Source organism: Vibrio sp. 10N.286.49.B3 (genome assembly GCF_002873395.1).
Classification (GTDB): Bacteria; Pseudomonadota; Gammaproteobacteria; order Enterobacterales; family Vibrionaceae; genus Vibrio.
In genome coordinates, this window is the sequence record NZ_MCUV01000024.1 from 92,398 (window position 1) to 112,510 (window position 20,113).

General features: G+C 41.2%; 17 protein-coding genes. 10 read left to right on the plus strand and 7 right to left on the minus strand.

Annotated features, from left to right (window positions below; genetic code table 11):
• Positions 1-17: 17 nt before the first annotated feature.
• From nirD to pstB, 7 genes are all read left to right on the plus strand, one after another.
• The gene (gene nirD, locus BCU68_RS09000) at positions 18-356 is read left to right on the plus strand and encodes a nitrite reductase small subunit NirD (RefSeq protein WP_102564441.1); all 339 of its coding nucleotides are present in this window, start codon (positions 18-20) and stop codon (positions 354-356) included.
• 24 nt (positions 357-380) lie between these two features.
• Positions 381-1,850, plus strand: coding sequence for a NarK family nitrate/nitrite MFS transporter (locus BCU68_RS09005; RefSeq protein ID WP_102564442.1), 1,470 nt, complete (start codon positions 381-383; stop codon positions 1,848-1,850).
• An 89-nt stretch (positions 1,851-1,939) separates the two neighbouring features.
• Positions 1,940-3,733, plus strand: coding sequence for a bifunctional protein-serine/threonine kinase/phosphatase (locus BCU68_RS09010; RefSeq protein WP_241901324.1), 1,794 nt, complete (start codon positions 1,940-1,942; stop codon positions 3,731-3,733).
• Positions 3,734-4,025: 292 nt separating this feature from the next.
• Positions 4,026-4,847: a phosphate ABC transporter substrate-binding protein gene (locus tag BCU68_RS09015; protein ID WP_102564443.1), complete on the plus strand. Its 822-nt coding sequence runs from the start codon at positions 4,026-4,028 to the stop codon at positions 4,845-4,847.
• An 85-nt stretch (positions 4,848-4,932) separates the two neighbouring features.
• Entirely contained in the window at positions 4,933-5,862 is a 930-nt protein-coding gene (gene pstC, locus BCU68_RS09020) for a phosphate ABC transporter permease subunit PstC (RefSeq protein WP_102564444.1), read from the plus strand.
• Positions 5,863-5,867: 5 nt separating this feature from the next.
• Entirely contained in the window at positions 5,868-6,731 is an 864-nt protein-coding gene (gene pstA / locus BCU68_RS09025; RefSeq protein WP_102564445.1) for a phosphate ABC transporter permease PstA, read from the plus strand.
• A 48-nt stretch (positions 6,732-6,779) separates the two neighbouring features.
• Positions 6,780-7,529, plus strand: coding sequence for a phosphate ABC transporter ATP-binding protein PstB (pstB, locus tag BCU68_RS09030; protein WP_102564574.1), 750 nt, complete (start codon positions 6,780-6,782; stop codon positions 7,527-7,529).
• 462 nt (positions 7,530-7,991) lie between these two features.
• Here the strand turns inward: pstB and BCU68_RS09035 are convergent, their stop codons facing one another.
• From BCU68_RS09035 to BCU68_RS09060, 6 genes are read right to left on the minus strand one after another with little or no spacing between them, the layout of a single operon-like run.
• Complete coding sequence (locus tag BCU68_RS09035; protein ID WP_102564446.1) at positions 7,992-9,653, minus strand: BatD family protein; 1,662 nt, start codon at positions 9,651-9,653, stop codon at positions 7,992-7,994.
• Positions 9,654-9,655: 2 nt separating this feature from the next.
• The gene (locus BCU68_RS09040; protein ID WP_102564447.1) at positions 9,656-11,521 is read right to left on the minus strand and encodes a VWA domain-containing protein; all 1,866 of its coding nucleotides are present in this window, start codon (positions 11,519-11,521) and stop codon (positions 9,656-9,658) included.
• On the minus strand, positions 11,514-12,452 hold the full coding sequence (locus BCU68_RS09045) for a VWA domain-containing protein (RefSeq protein WP_102564575.1): 939 nt from the start codon (positions 12,450-12,452) through the stop codon (positions 11,514-11,516). The genes BCU68_RS09040 and BCU68_RS09045 overlap by 8 nt, the downstream gene beginning before the upstream one ends.
• Positions 12,453-12,495: 43 nt before the next feature.
• Complete coding sequence (locus tag BCU68_RS09050) at positions 12,496-12,975, minus strand: DUF4381 domain-containing protein (protein ID WP_102564448.1); 480 nt, start codon at positions 12,973-12,975, stop codon at positions 12,496-12,498.
• The gene (locus BCU68_RS09055) at positions 12,972-13,904 is read right to left on the minus strand and encodes a DUF58 domain-containing protein (protein WP_102564449.1); all 933 of its coding nucleotides are present in this window, start codon (positions 13,902-13,904) and stop codon (positions 12,972-12,974) included. The genes BCU68_RS09050 and BCU68_RS09055 overlap by 4 nt, the downstream gene beginning before the upstream one ends.
• Before the next feature lie 31 nt (positions 13,905-13,935).
• Positions 13,936-14,892 carry a MoxR family ATPase gene (locus tag BCU68_RS09060; protein ID WP_102564450.1) on the minus strand — a complete coding sequence of 319 codons (957 nt, stop codon included), beginning with the start codon at positions 14,890-14,892 and terminating at the stop codon, positions 13,936-13,938.
• Between the two features lie 339 nt (positions 14,893-15,231).
• Between BCU68_RS09060 and BCU68_RS09065 the strand changes: the two genes are divergently transcribed.
• The 3 genes from BCU68_RS09065 to BCU68_RS09075 all read left to right on the plus strand — a co-directional run bounded on the left by BCU68_RS09065 (position 15,232) and on the right by BCU68_RS09075 (position 18,152).
• A complete protein-coding gene (locus tag BCU68_RS09065) occupies positions 15,232-15,711 on the plus strand; it encodes a carbohydrate binding domain-containing protein (RefSeq protein WP_102564451.1) in 480 nt (159 codons plus the stop codon).
• Positions 15,712-15,826: 115 nt separating this feature from the next.
• Complete coding sequence (locus BCU68_RS09070) at positions 15,827-17,842, plus strand: methyl-accepting chemotaxis protein (protein ID WP_102564452.1); 2,016 nt, start codon at positions 15,827-15,829, stop codon at positions 17,840-17,842.
• A gap of 109 nt (positions 17,843-17,951) precedes the next feature.
• Positions 17,952-18,152: a restriction endonuclease subunit S gene (locus BCU68_RS09075; RefSeq protein ID WP_102564453.1), complete on the plus strand. Its 201-nt coding sequence runs from the start codon at positions 17,952-17,954 to the stop codon at positions 18,150-18,152.
• A 137-nt stretch (positions 18,153-18,289) separates the two neighbouring features.
• Here the strand turns inward: BCU68_RS09075 and malK are convergent, their stop codons facing one another.
• Positions 18,290-19,405 (minus strand): maltose/maltodextrin ABC transporter ATP-binding protein MalK, encoded by a 1,116-nt coding sequence (malK, locus tag BCU68_RS09080; protein WP_102564454.1) that lies wholly within the window; start codon positions 19,403-19,405, stop codon positions 18,290-18,292.
• Between the last annotated feature and the right edge of the window lie 708 nt (positions 19,406-20,113).

The following is a 20,113-nucleotide window of genomic DNA, read 5'->3' on the forward strand; positions in this document are numbered from 1 at the left end:
TAACTTAGGAGGAAGTTATGGATAACTGGATAACGGTTTGTTCAAGAGAAGATCTCGTCCCACATACAGGGATCTGCGCTAAGGTAAAAGATCAGCAAGTTGCTATTTTTTATTGCCAGCGTAGTGAAACCTTATATGCGATATCCAATTATGACCCAATTGGTATGGCGAACGTGATATCTCGCGGGATCATAGGCTCAATTCAAGGAGAACCCTGCGTAGCATCACCGCTTTATAAACAACACTTTAATTTAAAAACCGGTATTTGTGTTGAAGAGCCAACTTATCAACTTATGTGTTTTAAGATCCGAACGCTAGATGATCAAGTACAAATTCAATTACCACTAGTCGCCTAGTCGCACCACGAAAGGATAATTATTATGGATAATACAAAATTTAATCTTTTGTCTTTTACAGGAAAAATGAAAGTACTTCATCTGAGTTGGATGGCATTTTTTATCACCTTTGTTGTTTGGTTTAACTTTGCACCATTGCTACAAATGGTAAAAACGACCTTAGGTTTGACCACGGAAGAAATTAAAACCTTACTGATTTTAAATGTTGCGTTAACCATTCCTGCTCGTGTTGTTGTTGGTATGCTCACGGATAAATATGGTCCGCGGTTGGTTTATACAACCTTACTGGCAGTTTGTTCGCTACCCTGTTTTATGTTCGCACTGGCTGATTCTTTTATTCAAGCAGCGATAGCTCGATTCTTGCTCGGCTTCATTGGTGCTGGTTTTGTGGTGGGTATACGTTTAGTTTCTGAATGGTTCCCACATGATGAACTTGGTACAGCAGAAGGTATCTACGGCGGTTGGGGTAACTTTGGTTCAGCGGCTGCAGCCTTTACTCTACCAACGGCGGCATTGATGTTTGGTGGTGAAGACGGCTGGCGCTATGCGGTTGGTATCACTGGGTTAATGAGTTTAGCATTTGCATTTATTTTCTATAAAAATGTCACGGATACACCAAAAGGCTCGACGTACTTTAAACCGACTCACTCAACAGCAATGGAAGTGACGTCGAAAGGTGATTTCTTCTTCTTACTTGTGATGAAGGTACCAATGTATGCTGCTTTAGCGCTATTAACTTGGAAGCTATCACCAAGTGGCATCAATATGCTGTCTAATCTCGTTGTGAACTCTGTTTACTTCAGCTTATTCGCTCTATATTGTTATGAAGTTTCACAAGTGTGGAGAGTCAACAAATCCGTCTTTACTAAGCCTGTCCCTAAAATTCATCAATATAAGTTTAAGCAAGTTGCGGTATTGAATGTATTGTATTTTGCTACCTTTGGTTCTGAACTAGCCGTTGTCTCTATGTTGCCACTCTTTTTCTCTGATACCTTTGAGCTAACACCGGTTATGGCTGGTATGGTTGCTTCGGCCTATGCCTTTATGAACTTAATGTCGAGACCTGGTGGCGGTTGGATTTCGGATAAATTTGGTCGAAAATCGACACTGTTAATTTTAACGGCAGGTCTTGCTGTTGGTTACTTTGTCATGGGGCAAGTCGATAGCCAGTGGCCACTATGGTTAGCTGTCGTGGCAGCAATGGCATGTTCGTTCTTTGTCCAAGCCGGTGAAGGTGCTGTGTTTGCAACGGTTCCACTGATTAAACGTCGTATGACAGGTCAAATTGCCGGTATGACTGGTGCTTATGGTAACGTCGGAGCAGTAGTGTACTTAACGGTCTTATCATTTGTTGACTATCAGACTTTTTTCTTTGTGATTGCAGGCACCGCTGTTATTGGCTTTATGACGTTAATGGTAATGGAAGAGCCAAGTGGGCAAATCGCCGAAGTGAATGATGATGGTAGTGTCACAATGATTAATGTCTCTCATTAATTGATTTCAGTATGACGCTATTTAAAGCTCTGTCTATTTAGGTCAGAGCTTTTGTTCTTTCTTTATATTATGTCATGAGAGTGCCGAGTATGAATAAAGCGATACAAGCAATGCCTGCTAACATCCAGCCAATAATACAACCCGCATCAACATCTTTAGTCCTGCGTTTTGGTGGATACTCTGCACAGGGCTGTCGAAAAGAAAACCAAGATGCCTTTGTTGCGAAACATCCAGACTTACGCGCAGACCAGGAATGGAAAGGTAGCCTAGTCTGTATCGCTGATGGGGTGAGTTGCAGTCAACATGGTCAACGAGCAAGCCATACCAGTGTGATGCAGTTTGTGAGTGACTACTATGCTACTCCCGCAAGTTGGGGCGTCGAGCGTTCGGTTGGAGAAGTGTTACGAAGTCTAAACTCATGGCTATTTTCACAAGCTGAGTTAAGCGAAAATAATACGCTCCATAATGGGCTTGTCACCACATTCAGTGGCATTGTCTTTAAATCGAATACCGCTCATATCTTTCATGTCGGTGATACAAGAGTGTATTTACTTAGAAATAATGAATTACGACTTTTAACTCGGGATCATCAACGGATTAACTTTGGTAAGGCTGCATACCTAACACGAGCACTGGGTATGGACACTAAGCTAGAAGTTGACTATCAATCACTCACCTTAAAAGAAGGCGACCAATTCATATTAACCACTGATGGTGTGCATGATACTTTATCAAGTCAGACATTACTGGAGCACTTTTATGAGTTAAATCCAAATGCTGAGTTAGAAAGTGAAGCAAAAGCAATATGCCAACAGGCTCTTGATTCTGATAGCCAAGATAATGTCACCACGTTATTAGTTTCGATTGATAAGCTACCTCCACCTACGCTGATGGAATTTCAGCAACAACTCGTGAACTGTACTATTCCACCGGTATTAAAAGTCAATAATCGTATCGACGGTTTTGTGGTGACAAAAGTGTTGTACTCCGGCAGTCGAAGTCATGTTTATGAAGTTATCGAGCAAACATCGCAAGTTAGGTATGTATTAAAAGCGCCATCATTACAATACCAAGATGACACCGAAACCTTAGTCTATTTTTGTAATGAGTACTGGGTTGGTTCGCATATCAACAATCATCGGGTTATGAAACTTTACCCAAGACCTGCAGGTTCACCTTATCTTTATCACCTTTGTGAGCCGATCAAAGGCATTACTTTACGTCAGTGGATGTACGACAACCCAAGCCCCGCTATTGATGCGGTACGGGTCTTATTAGGCGAAATGGTTAAAGCGGTTAGGGTGTTGCAGCGACTTGATATGGTGCATCGCGACTTAAAGCCTGAAAATATTATGATCACCTCAAGTGGTAGCGTTAAGCTGATTGATTTTGGTAGCGTTAAAATTATGGGCTTAGCTGAAGGAGGGGAGCATCAAGTTGATGACTTTCCTTTAGGGGCTGCAAACTATATTGCACCTGAATATTTATCAGGTAAAGAAGCGACCACCATTTCCGACTTATTTTCGATTGCCGTCATGGGTTTTGAAATGCTAACAGGGAAGTTGCCATATAAAGAGGTGTCGACTCAGTCAATTTCTCAAGCTCGTCATCAAAAGTGGCACTATCGTTCCGCATTGCAGTTTAGAGAAGATATTCCCCAATGGTTAGACTTAACCTTCAAAAAAGCCTGTCATCCATCCAGTGCGCAGCGTTATCAAGTTATGAGCGAATTCATCGCTGATCTGTCGACACCAAACCATCAATTAGTAAAAGAGGTCAACAATCGTTCATTAATTGAGGTTCAGCCCATTCTCTTTTGGAAAGGCTGCACATTATTCTTTGTCATAATCGCAGCTATTGAGCTGTTATTGCTACTTGAGTAAGGAAATACTGATAATTATTTTTAGAAAATGAAAAAAAAATTATTAGGTTAGATGTACGGTGTTATAAGTGAGAGTTTTAACATTTTTTAGTTTATTTATCAGTGCTTTATGTTGTTTTTTTGGGAGGTTGGTGTAATGCCTTAAGTCACATTTTTACCCTGATTTATCTAGAAACTAGCCATTTGTCATCGAGCATTCAAGGAACTGAAACATAACTGTAATAATAAGAATTTAAAGTGAGCCTCGTTCAAGACAAACACAACGGCAATTTCGCCCCTTAAGGATATTTGTGATGAAAAAGACAGTAATCGGTGCAATGGCTCTTCTAGGCGCACTAGCAGTGAATCCAGTTTCAGCTAAAGAAACTATCTCAGCAGTAGGTTCAAGCAGTGTTACACCACTGATGGAAGTTTTCTCTGAAACGTACATGAAAACAAACTCAAACGTTTTCGTTGAAGTTCAGGGCCCAGGTTCTTCAGCTGGTGTTAAAGCCGCTAAAAATGGTTCAGCAGACCTAGGCATGTCTTCTCGTGATTTAAAAGATTCTGAAAAAGAGTCTGCTTTAATTGAGAACGTAGTAGCACGTGACGGTATCGCAGTAGTTGTTAACCCAAAAAACACGGTTCAAGAACTAACAGCTGACCAAGTTACATCTATCTACAAAGGTGAAGTTACAAACTGGAAACAGGTTGGTGGTGAAGATAAGCCAATCGTAGCGGTTACTCGTGATACTGCTTCTGGTACACGTGGCGCATTCGAAGACATCATGTCTCTAAAAATGAAAGTTAACGACATCACAGTTTCTGCAATCTCTCAACGTGCACAAGTTGCTAACGGTAACGGCGCACTTAAAACTATGATTGCTTCTAACCCATACTCAATTGGTTACATCTCTCTAGGTACAGTTGATACTTCAGTATCTGCTCTAGCAATTGATGGCGTTGCAGCAACAGTTGATAACGTAAAAGCAGGTTCTTACAAAGTAGCACGTCCTTTCCTTGTTCTTTACAAAGAAGGTCAACCATCTGCGGAAGGTCAAAAATTCATTGACTGGATGCTAACAGATGACGCTCAATCTCTTGTTGAAACAGCTGGCTACATCTCAGTAAACTAATTTAACACTAATTTAATATTGCTCAGCTCACCATTTTGGAGCTGAGCCTTTTCTCCCTCTTCGAATTTTCGAATTGAGATTTTTTATGACCATCGCAACTAATAGTGAACAGCTTATGAATAGCGAAGCGGCAACATTGAAGCGCGGCCTACGTGCTAAAAAACGCATCGACTGGAAAGAACGCATTTTTCACAGTTTATTTTTAACCAGTGCAATTATCGGTATCGTTTCATTAACCATTATTGCTTACTTTATTGTTAAAGAAAGTATCCCAGCGTTCCAAGCTGTGGGTGTAACAAATATTGTATTTGGACAGAACTGGCTTCCACCTGCTTTATACGGCGTAGCTACTATGATTGTAGCTTCTATTGTTTCGACATTAGGTGCTGTACTAGTAGGCGTACCAATTGGTGTGTTAACGGCAATCTTTATTGCTGAAATTGCACCAAAAAGATTAGCAAATATTATCCGCCCTGCTGTTGAATTATTAGCTGGTATTCCTTCGGTGGTTTACGGCTTCTTCGGCTTGGTAATTATTGTTCCTCTTATTCAAAACGTTTTCCAAGTACCAGCTGGTAATACGATTCTAGCCGGTATTATTGTGCTTGGTATTATGATTTTGCCAACAGTAATTACCGTTTCTGAGACATCGATTCGCGCAGTACCTCGTTCGTACAAAGAGGGTTCTCTAGCGTTAGGTGCTTCAAAGATTTTTACTATTTTTAAAGTACTTATCCCTGCTGCACGTTCAGGTATTATGACAGGCGTTATTCTTGGCATCGGCCGAGCGCTAGGTGAAACGATGGCCATCATTATGGTTATGGGTAACGCACCAGCAATGCCTGAAGGTATACTTGACTCAGCTCGAACACTAACCGCTAACATTGCTATTGAAATGTCATACGCAAGTGGTATTCATGCTAATGCTCTATATGCAACAGGTGTGGTTCTTCTCGTGTTTATTATGTCATTGAATGGTGTGCTTCTTTACCTAAACCGTGAGAAAGCGAGATAATTATTATGGATACAGTAAAATTAAAAAAAGCTCGTCAAAATAAAGATATGCTACTAAGTGGCTTTATTTGGGCTGCTGCAGGCCTAACCGTTGGCTTTTTATTTTGGATTATGTGGTACATCCTATCGAATGGTTTACAGCATGTAGATTGGAAATTTATTACTGATGATTACACTCGTACGGGTGATCAGCATGGTATTTTCCCAATGATTGTTTCAACTATCTATATGGTAATTGCATCAATTTCAATTGCAGCACCACTGGGAATCATGACGGCAATCTACTTAACAGAATATGCGAAAGTAGGTAGTCGACTCGTTAAAATTATTCGTTTCTGTACTGAGTCTCTAGCGGGTATTCCATCGATTATCTTTGGTTTATTTGGTATGACATTCTTCGTAGGTGTTTTAGGGTTAGGTTTCTCGATTATCTCTGGTGCTTTAACACTAAGTATCCTGATTCTTCCTGTTATTATCCGTACGACTGAAGAAGCATTGATGTCGGTACCACAAAGCTACCGTGAAGGTTCATACGGTCTTGGTTCTTCAAAAATTTACACTATCTGGCGCTTAATACTTCCAAGTGCTATGCCAGGTATCTTAACGTCGGTCATTCTTAGTATTGGTCGTGTGATTGGTGAGTCTGCCCCGGTTTTCTTAACCGCAGGTATGGTTGCTCGTATTCCTGATTCTGTTTTCGACTCAGGCCGTACGCTAACCGTTCACCTTTATAAGCTAACCACAGAGCTATTCACTATTGATGAGTGGAACCAAGCTTATGGTACCGCTACAGTCTTGATTGTTGTTGTATTGCTTATTAACACCGTAACAAAGCTGATCGCAAGCCGCTTTAATACTGCTACGTATTAATAGTTTGCAAATAAAGATTAAGAATTGACGAATTTAAGAGAGTAAATGATGAACAAATTTAATATTGAAAACCTAGATCTTTTTTACGGTGAAAATCAAGCACTGAAAAGCATCAACCTACCAGTACCAGAGCGTCAAGTAACTGCGCTTATCGGACCATCAGGTTGTGGTAAATCAACGCTGCTACGCTGTTTAAACCGCATGAACGATCTGATTGCTGGCGTAACTATCACAGGTCTACTAGAAATGGACGGTGATGATATCTACGGCAATATTGATGTTGCAGATTTGCGTATCAAAGTGGGCATGGTTTTCCAAAAAGCAAACCCGTTCCCAATGAGCATCTATGAAAACGTAGCGTATGGCTTACGTGCTCAAGGCATCAAAGATAAAAAACACATTGATGAAGTTGTAGAAAGCTCATTACGTCGTGCAGCACTATGGGATGAAGTAAAAGACCGTCTTAAAGCGCATGCATTTGGTCTATCTGGTGGTCAGCAACAACGTCTATGTATTGCTCGTACGATTGCCATGCAACCAGATGTTATCTTGATGGATGAACCAACATCAGCGCTTGACCCAATTGCGACTCATAAAATTGAGGAGCTAATGGAAGAACTGAAAAAAGACTATACCATCGTGATCGTAACTCACTCGATGCAGCAAGCACGTCGTATTTCTGATCGTACTGCTTTCTTCCTAATGGGTGAACTTGTTGAGCATGATGATACACAAGTAATCTTTAGCAATCCTAAAGATGACAGAACAAAGGGTTATGTAAATGGTGACTTTGGTTAATTAATGTCTCTCTACATAGCCATACCTTATAACCACTATAATATAAGCGATGGATACTTTTGCCCTACCGAGACGTAGGGCTTTTTTTGTCTCTGTGACAAAATGATCCGCGCTAAAAAAAGACCAGCATTCGTGCTGGTCTTTTTGGTTTTAAGCGGCTATTTCATATCATATCTTCTTATCACTACAAGTGATTACTATCCGATAGTTGAAAGCTTGTATTTACGCTTGTAATAGCCTCATACAGCGTTTTATCCCTATCGTAGATACAAGGTGTGGGCAATATGGCTAATACCCTCAAAGATTCATTTGTAGAGCGATAGGTGAGCTTAAATAAAGGACATAAAATATTCTGGAGTTGTCAGTGAGCATTTCTGCCCACTGATGTTTAGCCTATTGATAGTGACGGACAACTTATTAAACCTGAAGCCTGATATTGCTGTTATTATTGCTGTTATGTCGTTATAAAGCGGGAAGTATTAACCCATCAGAGGATTTATTCTTTGCCTGCATAAAGGCTTCTTTGATTAATGTAATTAACGCTTCTTCAGACCAATCTTTTGCTTGCTCTTGTTGGGCATAATGCGCTTGATTCATCTGCTTTAACTCCATTTCTATTTTCTCTCTTAATGGGGCAGGGAGTGTTTGCTTTGTTAACCATGACATTACGTGATTTTGAGTTTGAATAGGGTCTTGCTGCTTGATAATAGCGATGAGATTGTTTTGTTCATCACTTGTTTGTTGCGTCCCTGCAGTTTGTGAGTGACTTAGATCTGCAGTCGATGAAGTACGACGCCATAAGTAGAGTGCGATGAGGCTTACTACAATAGCCCAAAGAGAAGTCATAAGGGCGATATAAGGCCAGAGACCAGAATCCTTCACTTCAATGATTTGAGGAGCTTGAGCACTGCTTGCTGCTAGAGGCATTGCCGTTACAACGGGATCGCCAGGTTTCACCTCTAAAACTAAGCCGTTTAATCGACTTTGTTGCGGCGCTTTGGTTTGTGTATTCCACCAAGGAATCGTGATCGCAGGCAAAGAAATTTCACCTTCTTGGGTTGGAATGAGTACCTGCTTGAGCAACATGATGCTAGTGCCGTTTTCTGTGGTACTAAATTGTGGCTTCTCTGCGTACTCCCTTACACTTACTGGGTTCTTTAGCGATAGGTTAGGCAGTTGGTGCTGAGTTAGATTCTGTGCTTTAAGCATAACCGTACGTGTTACCGATTCTCCAACTTCCGTGGCAAAAACAGCATCTTCATCAATAGGGTTACCATCTTGATCTTGCCAGCTTTGTTGCAGTGTTAACTGACTGGTTGGCAACCAAAAGCCATCATAGTCACTCGGAATAGGTAATACTGTTAACGATAGCTCTTCAGGCGTCGTATCAAGTTGCAGTAAGCGTGTCCCCGAGTTCCTTGCACCATAAACCATTGCGCCAGTGAGCTTAGGTCCAACGACAGTGAAATTCCCTGCTTTTTCAGCCGTTAATAGGAAGCGCTGATCAACAACGGTCACTTCTGCGCCACTCTGCACATCTTGGTATTGTTTTGACTCACCAATAGGCTCAAGTGCTACACCAGTAATACTAGGTGGCAGAATCGTTGGGTTTTGTAACTGTCTTGGATCGGCTTTAATGATCAAACGTACCTGTAGGTGTGTGCTTTGACTTGGGTAAAGTTCGTTATTTTCCAGCGTAGTTTGAAACTCAACCAGGTCATCTTGTGTTGGCGTGTTTGCATCCGCAGTGACTTGAATCGTAATGGGTTGCGTTGTTGCCCCTGCGACTTCAAAGCTTGGTATAGTGATTGATCCAACTTTTAATGGTGCGAGTGCAACTGTCCATTCACTGCGAACGCTTCGTTTGCCATTATAGCTTGAGCTTGATGAACCAAAGCTTGGGCGACCGATATAAAAGCTGTCTTCTAGGCGACTGAAATCTACATCACTGGCTGAAAGGTGTTGATCAACGATAATACGTAGTTGGAATACTTCATCTTTGCTGACACTATTTTTAGTCACACTGGCTAGTGCATTCGCTGCGTGTACGTTTGTGCTAAATGCCATCGATAAAATAAAGAGGCAAGAGAGTAGGTTAAGTAATAGAGAATGTCTTTTTTTCATGATTACCACGTTTTCCCGTTATTATCTGGCGCTGATTTCTGTTGTGCTTGCAAGAGCATTTGAGCACGAATTAATTGGCTAGGATCGCGAACACTTTCTACCTGTTCAAGCCTTCTCATATCTGGGTCGCTAGCCTGTTCGTTGGTTGTCGATATAGACTCAGTTTGCGATTGGTTAGCGTCAGTATCCTGTTCTTGGCTATCAGTTTCCGCCGGTTCTCCTTGTTGATCCGTTTGCTCATCTTGATCTTGGGAAGGTGAATCTTGTTCTTGGTCAGAAGTTGCTTCAGGTGCTGATTGCTCAGGATCGGATGACGGTTCAGGCTCAGTTGAGTTTGAGTCATTCGTTTGCTCACCATCATTATTTGATGAATCATCTTGGTCTGATGGTGATGGGCTTTGATCGGATTCAGCATTTTGGTCTTGCGAGTCTTGTTTATCCGATGACGGTGAATTGTCATCACTGGATTGTTGATCAGACTCTTGCTGTTCTTGCTGCTGTTGGGCTTGCTTTACTTTGGCTAAATTTTCCTGCGCATCTTGGTTATCAGGATTCTGGGACAAGATATCTTCATAGAGTTCGATAGCCTTTTCAAACTGACCATCTTGAGCATAAGCATTGGCTAAATTATATTGCGCATCTTCTCCGTCAACCTGTGACAGTGACTCAATCGCACCTTGATAGTCGCCTGCTTGATATTGAGCCGCCCCTTTCCATTTAAGATCGGTAAACAGCTCTGATGCTTGCGAATAATCACTGTGCTGAAACGCATCATAGCCTTGTTGTTGGCTATTTTTCCATGGGCTCGCGTGTACATCACTGGTATGCATTAGTGGTAATAAGGTCAAAGTGGCGAGCCAGAAAATGCCACGGCGAAATAGGAAAAGCGCAGGAATTAATAAAAGCGGTAATAGCCAAAAGCCATTATTGACTCTATCGAGTAATTGAATATCTTGTTCCTTATTGTTGTCTTGCATTGGGTTATTGAGAGAGGACGTAGTCGCGCCAGCAATATAGTCAATATCCGCATTGGTTGCTTGCAATGGAGTAAAGACGCCACCAGTTTGGCTGGCTAATGTTTGCATGTTACTTGTGTTCATTCTTGCGATAACAGTTTGACCGGAAGATTGCTTCAATAGAGCGCCATTGGGTTGTTGAATGGGAGCACCATTGCGAGTGCCAGCACCTAAAATCGACACTTTCCAATGAGTGGATTTAACCAGTTTAAGCGCCTGAGATAGCTCGCTATCATCAAGTTCATCACTGATCAGTACGATATCGCCTTTTAAGTGTCCTGCCTGAGTTAGCATCTCAATTGCTAGTTGAATACCTGCTGGTGCATTGCCTCCTTGTATTGGCATGATCTCAGGGGATAAGTTGGGGATCAAGTTAGCCAATGTTTGAGTATCAGAGGTAAGTGGACTTATCGTATACGCATCGCCAGCATAAGCGACTAACCCAGTAGATCCTTCTTGCCAGTGAGGAAGCAGATCTAAGGCTTTATAGCGCGCTTGAGTGAGTCTGTTGGGTTTTATATCGGTTGCGTACATTGAGGTCGACATATCTAAAACCAGCACTCTAGGCGTAGAAACGTCAAAGCTCGGCAGTTTCACTTGCTGCATGCTAGGTCCTGCTAACGCGATAATAGCGATGCTCCAAGCAAACGAGAAAAAATAACAAATAGAGCGCCAGTAGCTGCTTTTTTCTAAGCCGAGTTTCTTGGCTAAATGAGGTGCAATAAGAGCATTTGTTTGCTGATTATTAGTGGAAGTATCGCTTTGGTGACGTCGGTATTGCCAACCAATAAAGACTGGGATCAGCAGTAAGCCAAGCAACCATTTCGGGTATAGAAAAATAAAATCAGTCATTTTGTCGCCCCATAAAGAAAAGCAAAATAGACAATAGTAATGAGAAGAATAATGGCAAGCCAAACCATTCAGTTTGTGGGCGCCATGTTTGCGTTGCCGCTGAGATGGGCTCAAGTTGATTGATGGTATCGTAGATAGTTGCTAAGTCGTTGCTGTTACGCGCTCGGAAGTATTGACCGCCAGTGATATCAGCAATTTGTTGTAATGTCTCTTCATCAAGATCGCTAGCCGTATCGACTTTGCGAGTGAATAAAAAGTCACGCACCATCATTTCACCCGCACCGACACCAACGGTATAGATAGTGGTTTGGTATTTTTGAGCAATCTTTGCCGCTTCTATAGGATCAAGGACACCTGCGGTATTGCTCCCATCGCTGAGTAAAATCATGACACGTTGTGGAGCATCGCTATCTATGAAGGTTTTCGTCGCCAGACCAATACCATCACCAATGGCGGTTTGGGTGCCAATTAAGCGTAAAACCGTTTGTTGTAACTGGGCAGCAATGGTTTTTCTATCCAGTGTAAGGGGTGTTTGTAGATAGGCGTGATCGGCAAATAAAACCAGACCAAGCCTATCACCGCTGCGTTTTTCGATGAAGTCAGATAACACATTTTTAACTGCCGTTAAACGATCAATCATTTGATCGCCCTCTTGCATATCTTCCTGGCTCATTGAATACGACAGATCGACAACCAGCATCATATCTCTATGTTCTGGCTGAAATTCAACCGGTTCACCATAACCAACCGGTCTTGCGATGGCGCATACTAACAAGCCCCAAACTAGCCAAGTGGTGACCTTAGGGATTTTGCGAGAAGGGGTCATAGAGCTTGAGTTTGAAGGCAAAAAGGGCAGTACAATCGGGCTGCTTGCTTTCGCCTTTGGCATGGCATAAATCACCACCAGAGGCAAAGGAAGTAGAATGAGCATCCATCCCCACACAAACCCGATGTTAAACCATTGGCTTAATAAACTATTCACGACCACCTCGCTTTGGTGGCAATGCTTGCTCTACCCAAGTTTTACAATCATGGATCAACTCTAGATGATGATCTGCCGTGGTTTGATTTTGATATAACGCCTGTTGCCACTGTTGTTGTTTTGGAGTAAATAGGGGATGTTTAAGCTGAGCGTCCAAAAATTGATACCACTCATCCCCTGATAACTTCGCAACTCGCTCTCTTGGGTAATAACAAAAAGCAGCTTGACGTAATAACTCAATGGCAGCAGAGGGCGTTAACGTTTCCTTTTCTAATTCAAATAGATGCAAAGCCGTTTTTTGTGCTAAACGCAGTTTCTTTTGCCAACGCAGGTAATAGAAAGAAGCAATGATTAAACCAATCATTGTAATCGCCATTGCCCACCAGCCCCATGAGAGTGGCCACCAACTAGGCAACTCGGGTAGGTGTAATGGATTAAGATCGAGCGGTGGTGAGGAAGTTGTGTCGGTCATGAATGCTGTCCAAATATTTGTGAAAGTAGTGGCGTAGCACTGGATAGTGAATGATATGGGATCGCAAGTGATAAACAGTCTTGGCTTAAACGGTTTTGCTCATGCTCAAACGCTTGCTTGATCGCTTTTCTCGAGTTTGATGAACCAAAGTTAAACCATTGGTTGTTTTTACCATCTGAGATTTCTTTTTGACCTCGAAAGCGAGTCTCACCTTGCTCTAAAGGATCAAAGCAATGGATAAGGCGCACTCGGTTATGTCTGCGCAGTTGAGCCAGCGACATTTTATCGCTCGCTTGATAGTGCAAGAAATCGCTGAGAATGATGATCTCACTCCCTTTCGGGCTAAGTCGATGCAGTCTGTTTAGCCCTTCTGTCATTGATTGAGATGAGTCTAAAGGCTGCGAGCTTTGCTGTAGTGTCAGTTGATGCTGCTCAATAAGGGTTTGTAAAATCTGCAGGGGCCCACTATTACGAGCCGTCGGGCGACATTCGATGAAGTGCTCCCCAGTACTGATAATCGCACCAATTCGGTCTTTTTTCGCAACCGTTAACCAAGCTAATAAACTCGCCATATGCGCCATTTGCACCGACTTAAGGAGCAGTTGGGAGCCAAAGTGCATGGTCGAGTTTACATCGAGATAGAGGATAACAGGCTGTTCACGCTCTTCACTGTAAAGCTTAGTGTGCGCCTTACCCGTTCGAGCGGTGACTCGCCAATCAATGTTACGGATGTCATCCCCAGCCTGGTACTGTCGCACCTCTGAAAAATCCATCCCACGACCTTTTTGACGGCTTTGATGCTGACCACTTAACTGTGACCATAAGCTTTTTGCTGGTGGTAGCCAGTGGATAGTATGCGATTTATATTGCAACAGTTGCTCTAAATTGAGCGTGACGCCATCGCAATAAGGTGGCAATTGATTATGCATTTATTTACCTTGAAATAGAACAAATGGCACGTTACGCACTACCGACAAGGGTAAGCAGTTGCTTGATAATCGTATTGGCTTGAACGCCTTGAGCTTGAGCATGGTAACTAAGAAGTAAACGGTGCCTTAATACTGGGTACGCCATTGCTTGTACATCTTCTGGCGTTACATAGTCACGACCTTCTAGCCACGCATGAGCACGCGCACAACGGTCTAATGCAATGGTTGCTCTAGGGCTCACTCCCATTTCTAACCATTGTGCTAACGCTTCACTGTACTGCTCTGGTTGGCGAGTCGCAATCACCAGGCGGATGATGTACTGCTCAACCGATTCTGACATATGAATATTTAAAGCCGCTTGTCTTGCTTCAAAGATGGTCTTTTGGCTAATTTGTACTGGTTTACTCGTTTCTGTGCCTAATGCTTCGCCACGATTTAAACGTAGGATGTCCAACTCACTGTCAGCACTCGGATAGTCGACTTCTAAATGGAGTAAAAAGCGGTCCAATTGTGCTTCAGGAAGAGGGTAGGTGCCTTCTTGTTCGATGGGGTTTTGAGTCGCCATAACTAAGAATAGTTCAGGCAGTGCATAGGTATTTCGCCCTGCGGTCACCTGTTTCTCAGCCATTGCCTCTAGCATTGCTGCCTGAACTTTAGCGGGTGCTCGGTTAATTTCATCGGCCAGAATCAATGAGTTAAAAATCGGTCCTGATTGGAAAATAAATTCACTGGTTTCAGGGCGAAAAATATCCGTACCGGTCAAGTCAGCGGGCAATAGATCAGGCGTAAATTGGATGCGATGAAAATCTCCCTCAATGCTGTCAGCAAGTGATTTAACCGCACGCGTTTTAGCCAGGCCAGGAGGACCTTCAACTAAAATATGCCCATCGGCTAAGAGTGCAATTAAGAGTTGCTTAACCAGAGCTTGTTGGCCAATGACTTGGGATTCTAAGTGTTGTTTTAGTGAACAGAAAGCTTCTAAATGCATAACAAATCGCTCAGTAGATTGTTTTATTGAAATTGTATTGGTGCAAAATAAATGAGAAAAGTTCCCTCTATTTTACTGAAATTACTATCTTTGTATCAATATGGGGGTGATATTAATGATTACAAATGAAATGGGTCACTTTTCTATCACTCATTGTGGGAGATATAGATCCATTGTTAATCAGAAATAGTATGTGATCGTGCCCTCGTTCGTGAAATCTCTCTATGTGGCTAATAAATATCATAATTGTTGATAGGATTTAGTTATTCAATACTGATGAGGTAATTAACTTATATCTCTATTACTAATAGAAACAGAACTTCATCAAAAGGAATTATTATGAAACCAAAAATTGTAGCCCTATCACTATTAATGCTTGTCGCACCATTAAGTCATGCCAAGACGGAAATCATTAGAAATGGAGGTTTTGTAGACAATGGACATTGGTGGGCTGTAGGTGCACAACTGAAGGTGAGTAACTCAAGCGGTTGTGTCGATATTAATAAAAAAATGCCTAACCCTTGGGATGTACTTCTAGGTCAGAATGATATTGTATTAAAGCAAGGTCAAAAGTATCAACTAAGTTTTAAGGCATGGTCTGACACGTCAACTAAGTTTGTGGCTTCAGTTCAGCATAGCTCTCCTCCGTACACTCAATATTACCGCTCAGAAATTCAAGTCAATAATTCGAAGAAGAATAACAATTTTGAGTTTACTTATAATAGGTCAAGCAACTCATCAGGTCAGGTTCAATTTCAACTAGGAGGTGAAAAGGTTGCAAGAGTTTGCTTTAGTGACATATCACTATTAGCGCTTTAACCGTTTTTTACGGCCAATGGCAATAAAAAGTAATTGGCCTTATTTGGCATGCTTACCAAACTCTTTAATGCCCAGCTCATTTGAGAGTTGTTAAAAAATATTATTAGTGGCTATTATGAATTTATCAAAAAAAATATCGATAGTTCAATTGAACGCAATTATATTCTCATTATTTGTAGTGTTAATTATTTTTGTTGGATTAGGTGGTTGGAAGCTGGCAAGTTCTGTGGATGAAACTGTGACGGATGTATCACGTAAGACTTTCCCACTTTTGCAGCAAGTTCAAAGCTTAAATATAGTGTTAACCGATATAGATTCATCATTAGTGAGTGCAATTATTTATGATGATCCTATTTCAATAGAACATTATCACAATGAAGTTCAACTAGGGCTTGAGGCCTATAATCACCAAGAGGATGACTTATTAAATTGGCTAGATGAGTATGGGCTTGGTCGTAACCTTCTTCTTGATACATCACACTCAAAAGAAACATTGTTTGTGGCAATTAATAATTTATTAAATACAGGTGCAGAATTATCAAGTTTAAAATCATCTCTCGAACAGAGAACTCGTGACTTTCAATTAAACATCGCCGTGCTAGGTAATGATTTAGCTAAGCTTCTGGCTGATACATCTAGCTCTGATATTAAAGTGCGTTATGATAATTACTCTCCGCTTTATCAACAATTAATTGAGTCAACAGTTTTAGCTTTTGGGTCTAGCGATGGCATGGTTTTTCAGCAAGAAAAGTCAAAAATACAACAAAACCTACCTGCCTTCATTGATAGTTATGAGTCTCTGTCAATGAGACTAAACTTTTCTAAAGATAGCATCCTAATGCTTGATGAAAGATATAAACTAATTATCCATGAGTTGCAATCTCCAGAAGGTTTATTAGCTCAATTTGAATTGGTATCACAAGCTGAAATTTCATTATCTCAGGCGAGAATGGCACAAATGTTGTCGTTAAATCAGCTCTCCGTGCAATTAAGAGAGCTATCTACAACGAGTCAGCAGGAAACGCAATTGCAGCTTGATAGAAGTAACATCACGTTGTCTCAAGCGATTAATTTGCTCGGTATATTTGTTTCATTCTTGGTCTTTGTTTGTGTCATTTGTGGATTTTATATTCAAAGTACAATTAAGACACCACTCAATATTCTACGTAAAAGCTTTGAAATGATCTCGAATAAAGATTTGAGAAATACTTGTTCTTACCATGCTAAGAATGAGTTTGGAGAACTAAGTACACAATTGAATCATGTTATTTTGCAGCAACGAGCAACCGTAGAAGAATTGGTAGAAAGAAGCGGCTACTTAAATGATGTTGCAGCCACTAATCGGTCATCAAGTCTTGATATTCATAAACAACTTGAGCAGCAAAAAATTCAATGTACTGCAGTTGCTAATGCAATGGCTGAGATGATACAGGCAATCAGTGATGTGGCATCAAATGCAACAATTAGCTCTGAAGGTGTGCAAGAAATGGATCAAAGTAGTGATTCGACTGTGCGTTTGACTCAAAATGCAGTTAAGGCGAATCAGTTGTTATCTGAAACGATTTCATCTGCATCAACGCAAATAAATGAAGTGGCAGAGCATGCGCAGCATATCCATGGTGTGCTAGAGGTTATTGATGGTATAGCAAGCCAAACTAATTTATTAGCGCTTAATGCCGCCATTGAAGCCGCGAGAGCGGGTGAAAATGGTCGAGGTTTTGCAGTGGTTGCTGATGAAGTTAGAGGCCTTGCGAAACGGACAGCTGACTCCACGACCAGTGTTCAGCAAATGATTGAGGCATTGCAGTTGAATGCTGACTCTGCAGTTAAGAAAATGAATAACTGTCAGGAAATAATGGTCCAATCAAGTGTTTGTTTCGATGAAATGAATGCCGAAATTAATGTGATTAGTGATAAGGCAGCCCACCTAGCTAAGTTAAGTTATAATATCAATGTAGCAGCACAGCAGCAACAGGTCGTGGCTAATGATGTGGCGAAAAGTATGGATAGGATTTCACATTCAGCAGAACTGAACTATGACTTAGTGACGGAGTTTAATGTATCAAGTGATTTACTTGAATCGCATGTGGTTAAGCAGCAGAGTTTTATCGACCAGTTTAAGCTAGGCTAAATCGTTATTTACAACGATGGGTGTTAATATTAACTTCTGGTTATTGACTAGAATCTGCGTCTTTAAATGGGTAGAATCAGTGATAGATAATATTAATTAGGTGTCGAAAATGAGCGATTTTGAAAAAGAGTTAGAGCAACTAACAGTTGATATGGGTGATACGCCTGAAGTGAAACTGCCTACTTTAGAAGAACAGAAAGCGGTAGTTGCTAAACTAAAAGCATTAGAAGCAGAAGGTAAGTTAACACCTGAAGTTTTAGAGCAGCACTTTGGTCAATTTCAATCGGAAGATGACGCGCCATTACATTAATAAGCCATTAAATGATTTTAAAGCATCCTTGATAGGGTGCTTTTTTGTTATTGGAATAAAAAATCCCTTTTACTCATTATACTCTTTCAGTTAGAAAGGGTTAACAAAGTAAAAGGGATTTTTAAATTTATGACTCGTTAAATATCAACGCCATTTTCTTTATGCAGACGTTGGCAAGCACGACCATCACTATGGAATAGGTGACAACGGATCGCTGGGATACCTATTTCAAGTTTGTCACCCGGGTCGACATCAAGAGTATCAGGCTGGCGATAGATAACATCCGCATCAGCACCTTCAAGATTAAGGTACACTTGGGTTTCATTACCGAGTTTTTCCACAATCATGATTTCACCATCAATAGTCGCATCACCTGCTGTCGATGAAACTAAGTGTTCTGGGCGAATACCCAGTGACATGCGATCACCGACGTTAACTGTTGTACCGTCAACGGGAACCCAAAAAGTAAAGCCATTGGATAGTTCGACATTCACACGCGTACTTTCTGCATCTTTAACCGTTACGCTCATAAAGTTCATTTTTGGTGAACCGATAAAACCGGCAACAAAACGGTTTTGTGGGTAGTGATATAACTCTAGTGGACGACCTACCTGAGAAACATAGCCACCATCCAATACTACAATCTTGTCAGCCATCGTCATTGCTTCCACTTGATCGTGTGTTACGTAGATCATAGTGCAACCAAGTTGACGTTGTAGCTTGGTGATTTGTGAACGCATCTGGACACGTAAAGCCGCATCAAGATTTGATAGTGGTTCATCAAGTAAAAATAGGTTTGGTTGAGAAACTAAAGTACGGCCAATCGCAACACGTTGACGTTGACCGCCAGATAGTGCTTTTGGTTGACGCTCAAGCAGGTGACCTAATTGTAGAATTTCAGCGGCGTGTTCAACACGTTTTTTAATTTCGGCTTTATCTGCATTGGCTAACTTTAAACCAAATGACATGTTGTCGTATAAATTTAAGTGCGGGTACAGTGCATACGATTGGAATACCATGCCAACGCCACGTTTTGATGGCTCCACCTCATTCATACGTTCATTACCGATATACAAATCGCCAGACGTAATGTCTTCTAAACCAGCAATACAACGTAATAGTGTTGATTTACCACATCCTGATGGACCAACGAAAATGACAAATTCACCTTCGTTGATTTCAAGATCTACATTTTTAGAAATAAGTACGTCGCCATACGCTTTACAAACATTTTTTAACGTGACACTGGCCATTTAGCTCGTCCTCGATCAATTTTTTGAAATTACTGCCTAGCAGTATATGAATTATGTTATAGGCAATAACAGTAGGAATAGGTAAGTTTTTGAGAAAGTAAGAAAAAAGAGGCAGCACTCACAAAAATATAACGAGTATCAAAAATAAAAATCCAACGATAACTGAAAATATTTATTGAACACTTATAGTGAGTGCCGCCTACCAAAGCTAAGGTCACACTGTATCCCCCGACATAAATTAAAAAGTCTCCCCTCGTGAAAAATCACCAGCAATTTAATTTATGACTACAGTTTGTGACCAGCTATGTAAAACCAATGCAGTGACTTATTAAAGTATGTATTGGAAAAGGGTTCTTACCATCCACTCTTGGATGGATGCAGTTTCCTGTATCTAAAAGAATCTTACATCCTCCCAACTAAATATTTTGTAGGGGGAGTAGGGGGGGAGGAGCATTTCAGGGGTGAGAGATACGAAGTGAGACTTGCTTCAAACTATTGCTCGCTTTAAGGGTGAAGCGCTTCACAGAAAGAATCTCTTTTGTGATTTACATCGCCCATGCTGAGCGATGCTGATCACGAAAACCAGTCATAATAGGTGGGGCGTAGAGTTTAGGATGATGAGAAAGATGTGATTTTCTCCGATGATTAATAGCGAAATATGGCTCATCTAGTTAATTAGTTGATGACTCTACATCGAAATCGAAAAAA

What these genes read in the sequence shown, in the direction of transcription:
- nirD (WP_102564441.1), top strand. Translation starts at nt 18, where the DNA reads ATGGATAACTGGATAACGGTTTGTTCAAGAGAAGATCTCGTCCCACAT.
- BCU68_RS09005 (WP_102564442.1), top strand. Translation starts at nt 381, where the DNA reads ATGGATAATACAAAATTTAATCTTTTGTCTTTTACAGGAAAAATGAAA.
- BCU68_RS09010 (WP_241901324.1), top strand. Translation starts at nt 1,940, where the DNA reads ATGAATAAAGCGATACAAGCAATGCCTGCTAACATCCAGCCAATAATA.
- BCU68_RS09015 (WP_102564443.1), top strand. Translation starts at nt 4,026, where the DNA reads ATGAAAAAGACAGTAATCGGTGCAATGGCTCTTCTAGGCGCACTAGCA.
- pstC (WP_102564444.1), top strand. Translation starts at nt 4,933, where the DNA reads ATGACCATCGCAACTAATAGTGAACAGCTTATGAATAGCGAAGCGGCA.
- pstA (WP_102564445.1), top strand. Translation starts at nt 5,868, where the DNA reads ATGGATACAGTAAAATTAAAAAAAGCTCGTCAAAATAAAGATATGCTA.
- pstB (WP_102564574.1), top strand. Translation starts at nt 6,780, where the DNA reads ATGAACAAATTTAATATTGAAAACCTAGATCTTTTTTACGGTGAAAAT.
- BCU68_RS09035 (WP_102564446.1), bottom strand. Translation starts at nt 9,653, where the DNA reads ATGAAAAAAAGACATTCTCTATTACTTAACCTACTCTCTTGCCTCTTT.
- BCU68_RS09040 (WP_102564447.1), bottom strand. Translation starts at nt 11,521, where the DNA reads ATGACTGATTTTATTTTTCTATACCCGAAATGGTTGCTTGGCTTACTG.
- BCU68_RS09045 (WP_102564575.1), bottom strand. Translation starts at nt 12,452, where the DNA reads ATGCTCATTCTACTTCCTTTGCCTCTGGTGGTGATTTATGCCATGCCA.
- BCU68_RS09050 (WP_102564448.1), bottom strand. Translation starts at nt 12,975, where the DNA reads ATGACCGACACAACTTCCTCACCACCGCTCGATCTTAATCCATTACAC.
- BCU68_RS09055 (WP_102564449.1), bottom strand. Translation starts at nt 13,904, where the DNA reads ATGCATAATCAATTGCCACCTTATTGCGATGGCGTCACGCTCAATTTA.
- BCU68_RS09060 (WP_102564450.1), bottom strand. Translation starts at nt 14,892, where the DNA reads ATGCATTTAGAAGCTTTCTGTTCACTAAAACAACACTTAGAATCCCAA.
- BCU68_RS09065 (WP_102564451.1), top strand. Translation starts at nt 15,232, where the DNA reads ATGAAACCAAAAATTGTAGCCCTATCACTATTAATGCTTGTCGCACCA.
- BCU68_RS09070 (WP_102564452.1), top strand. Translation starts at nt 15,827, where the DNA reads ATGAATTTATCAAAAAAAATATCGATAGTTCAATTGAACGCAATTATA.
- BCU68_RS09075 (WP_102564453.1), top strand. Translation starts at nt 17,952, where the DNA reads ATGAGCGATTTTGAAAAAGAGTTAGAGCAACTAACAGTTGATATGGGT.
- malK (WP_102564454.1), bottom strand. Translation starts at nt 19,405, where the DNA reads ATGGCCAGTGTCACGTTAAAAAATGTTTGTAAAGCGTATGGCGACGTA.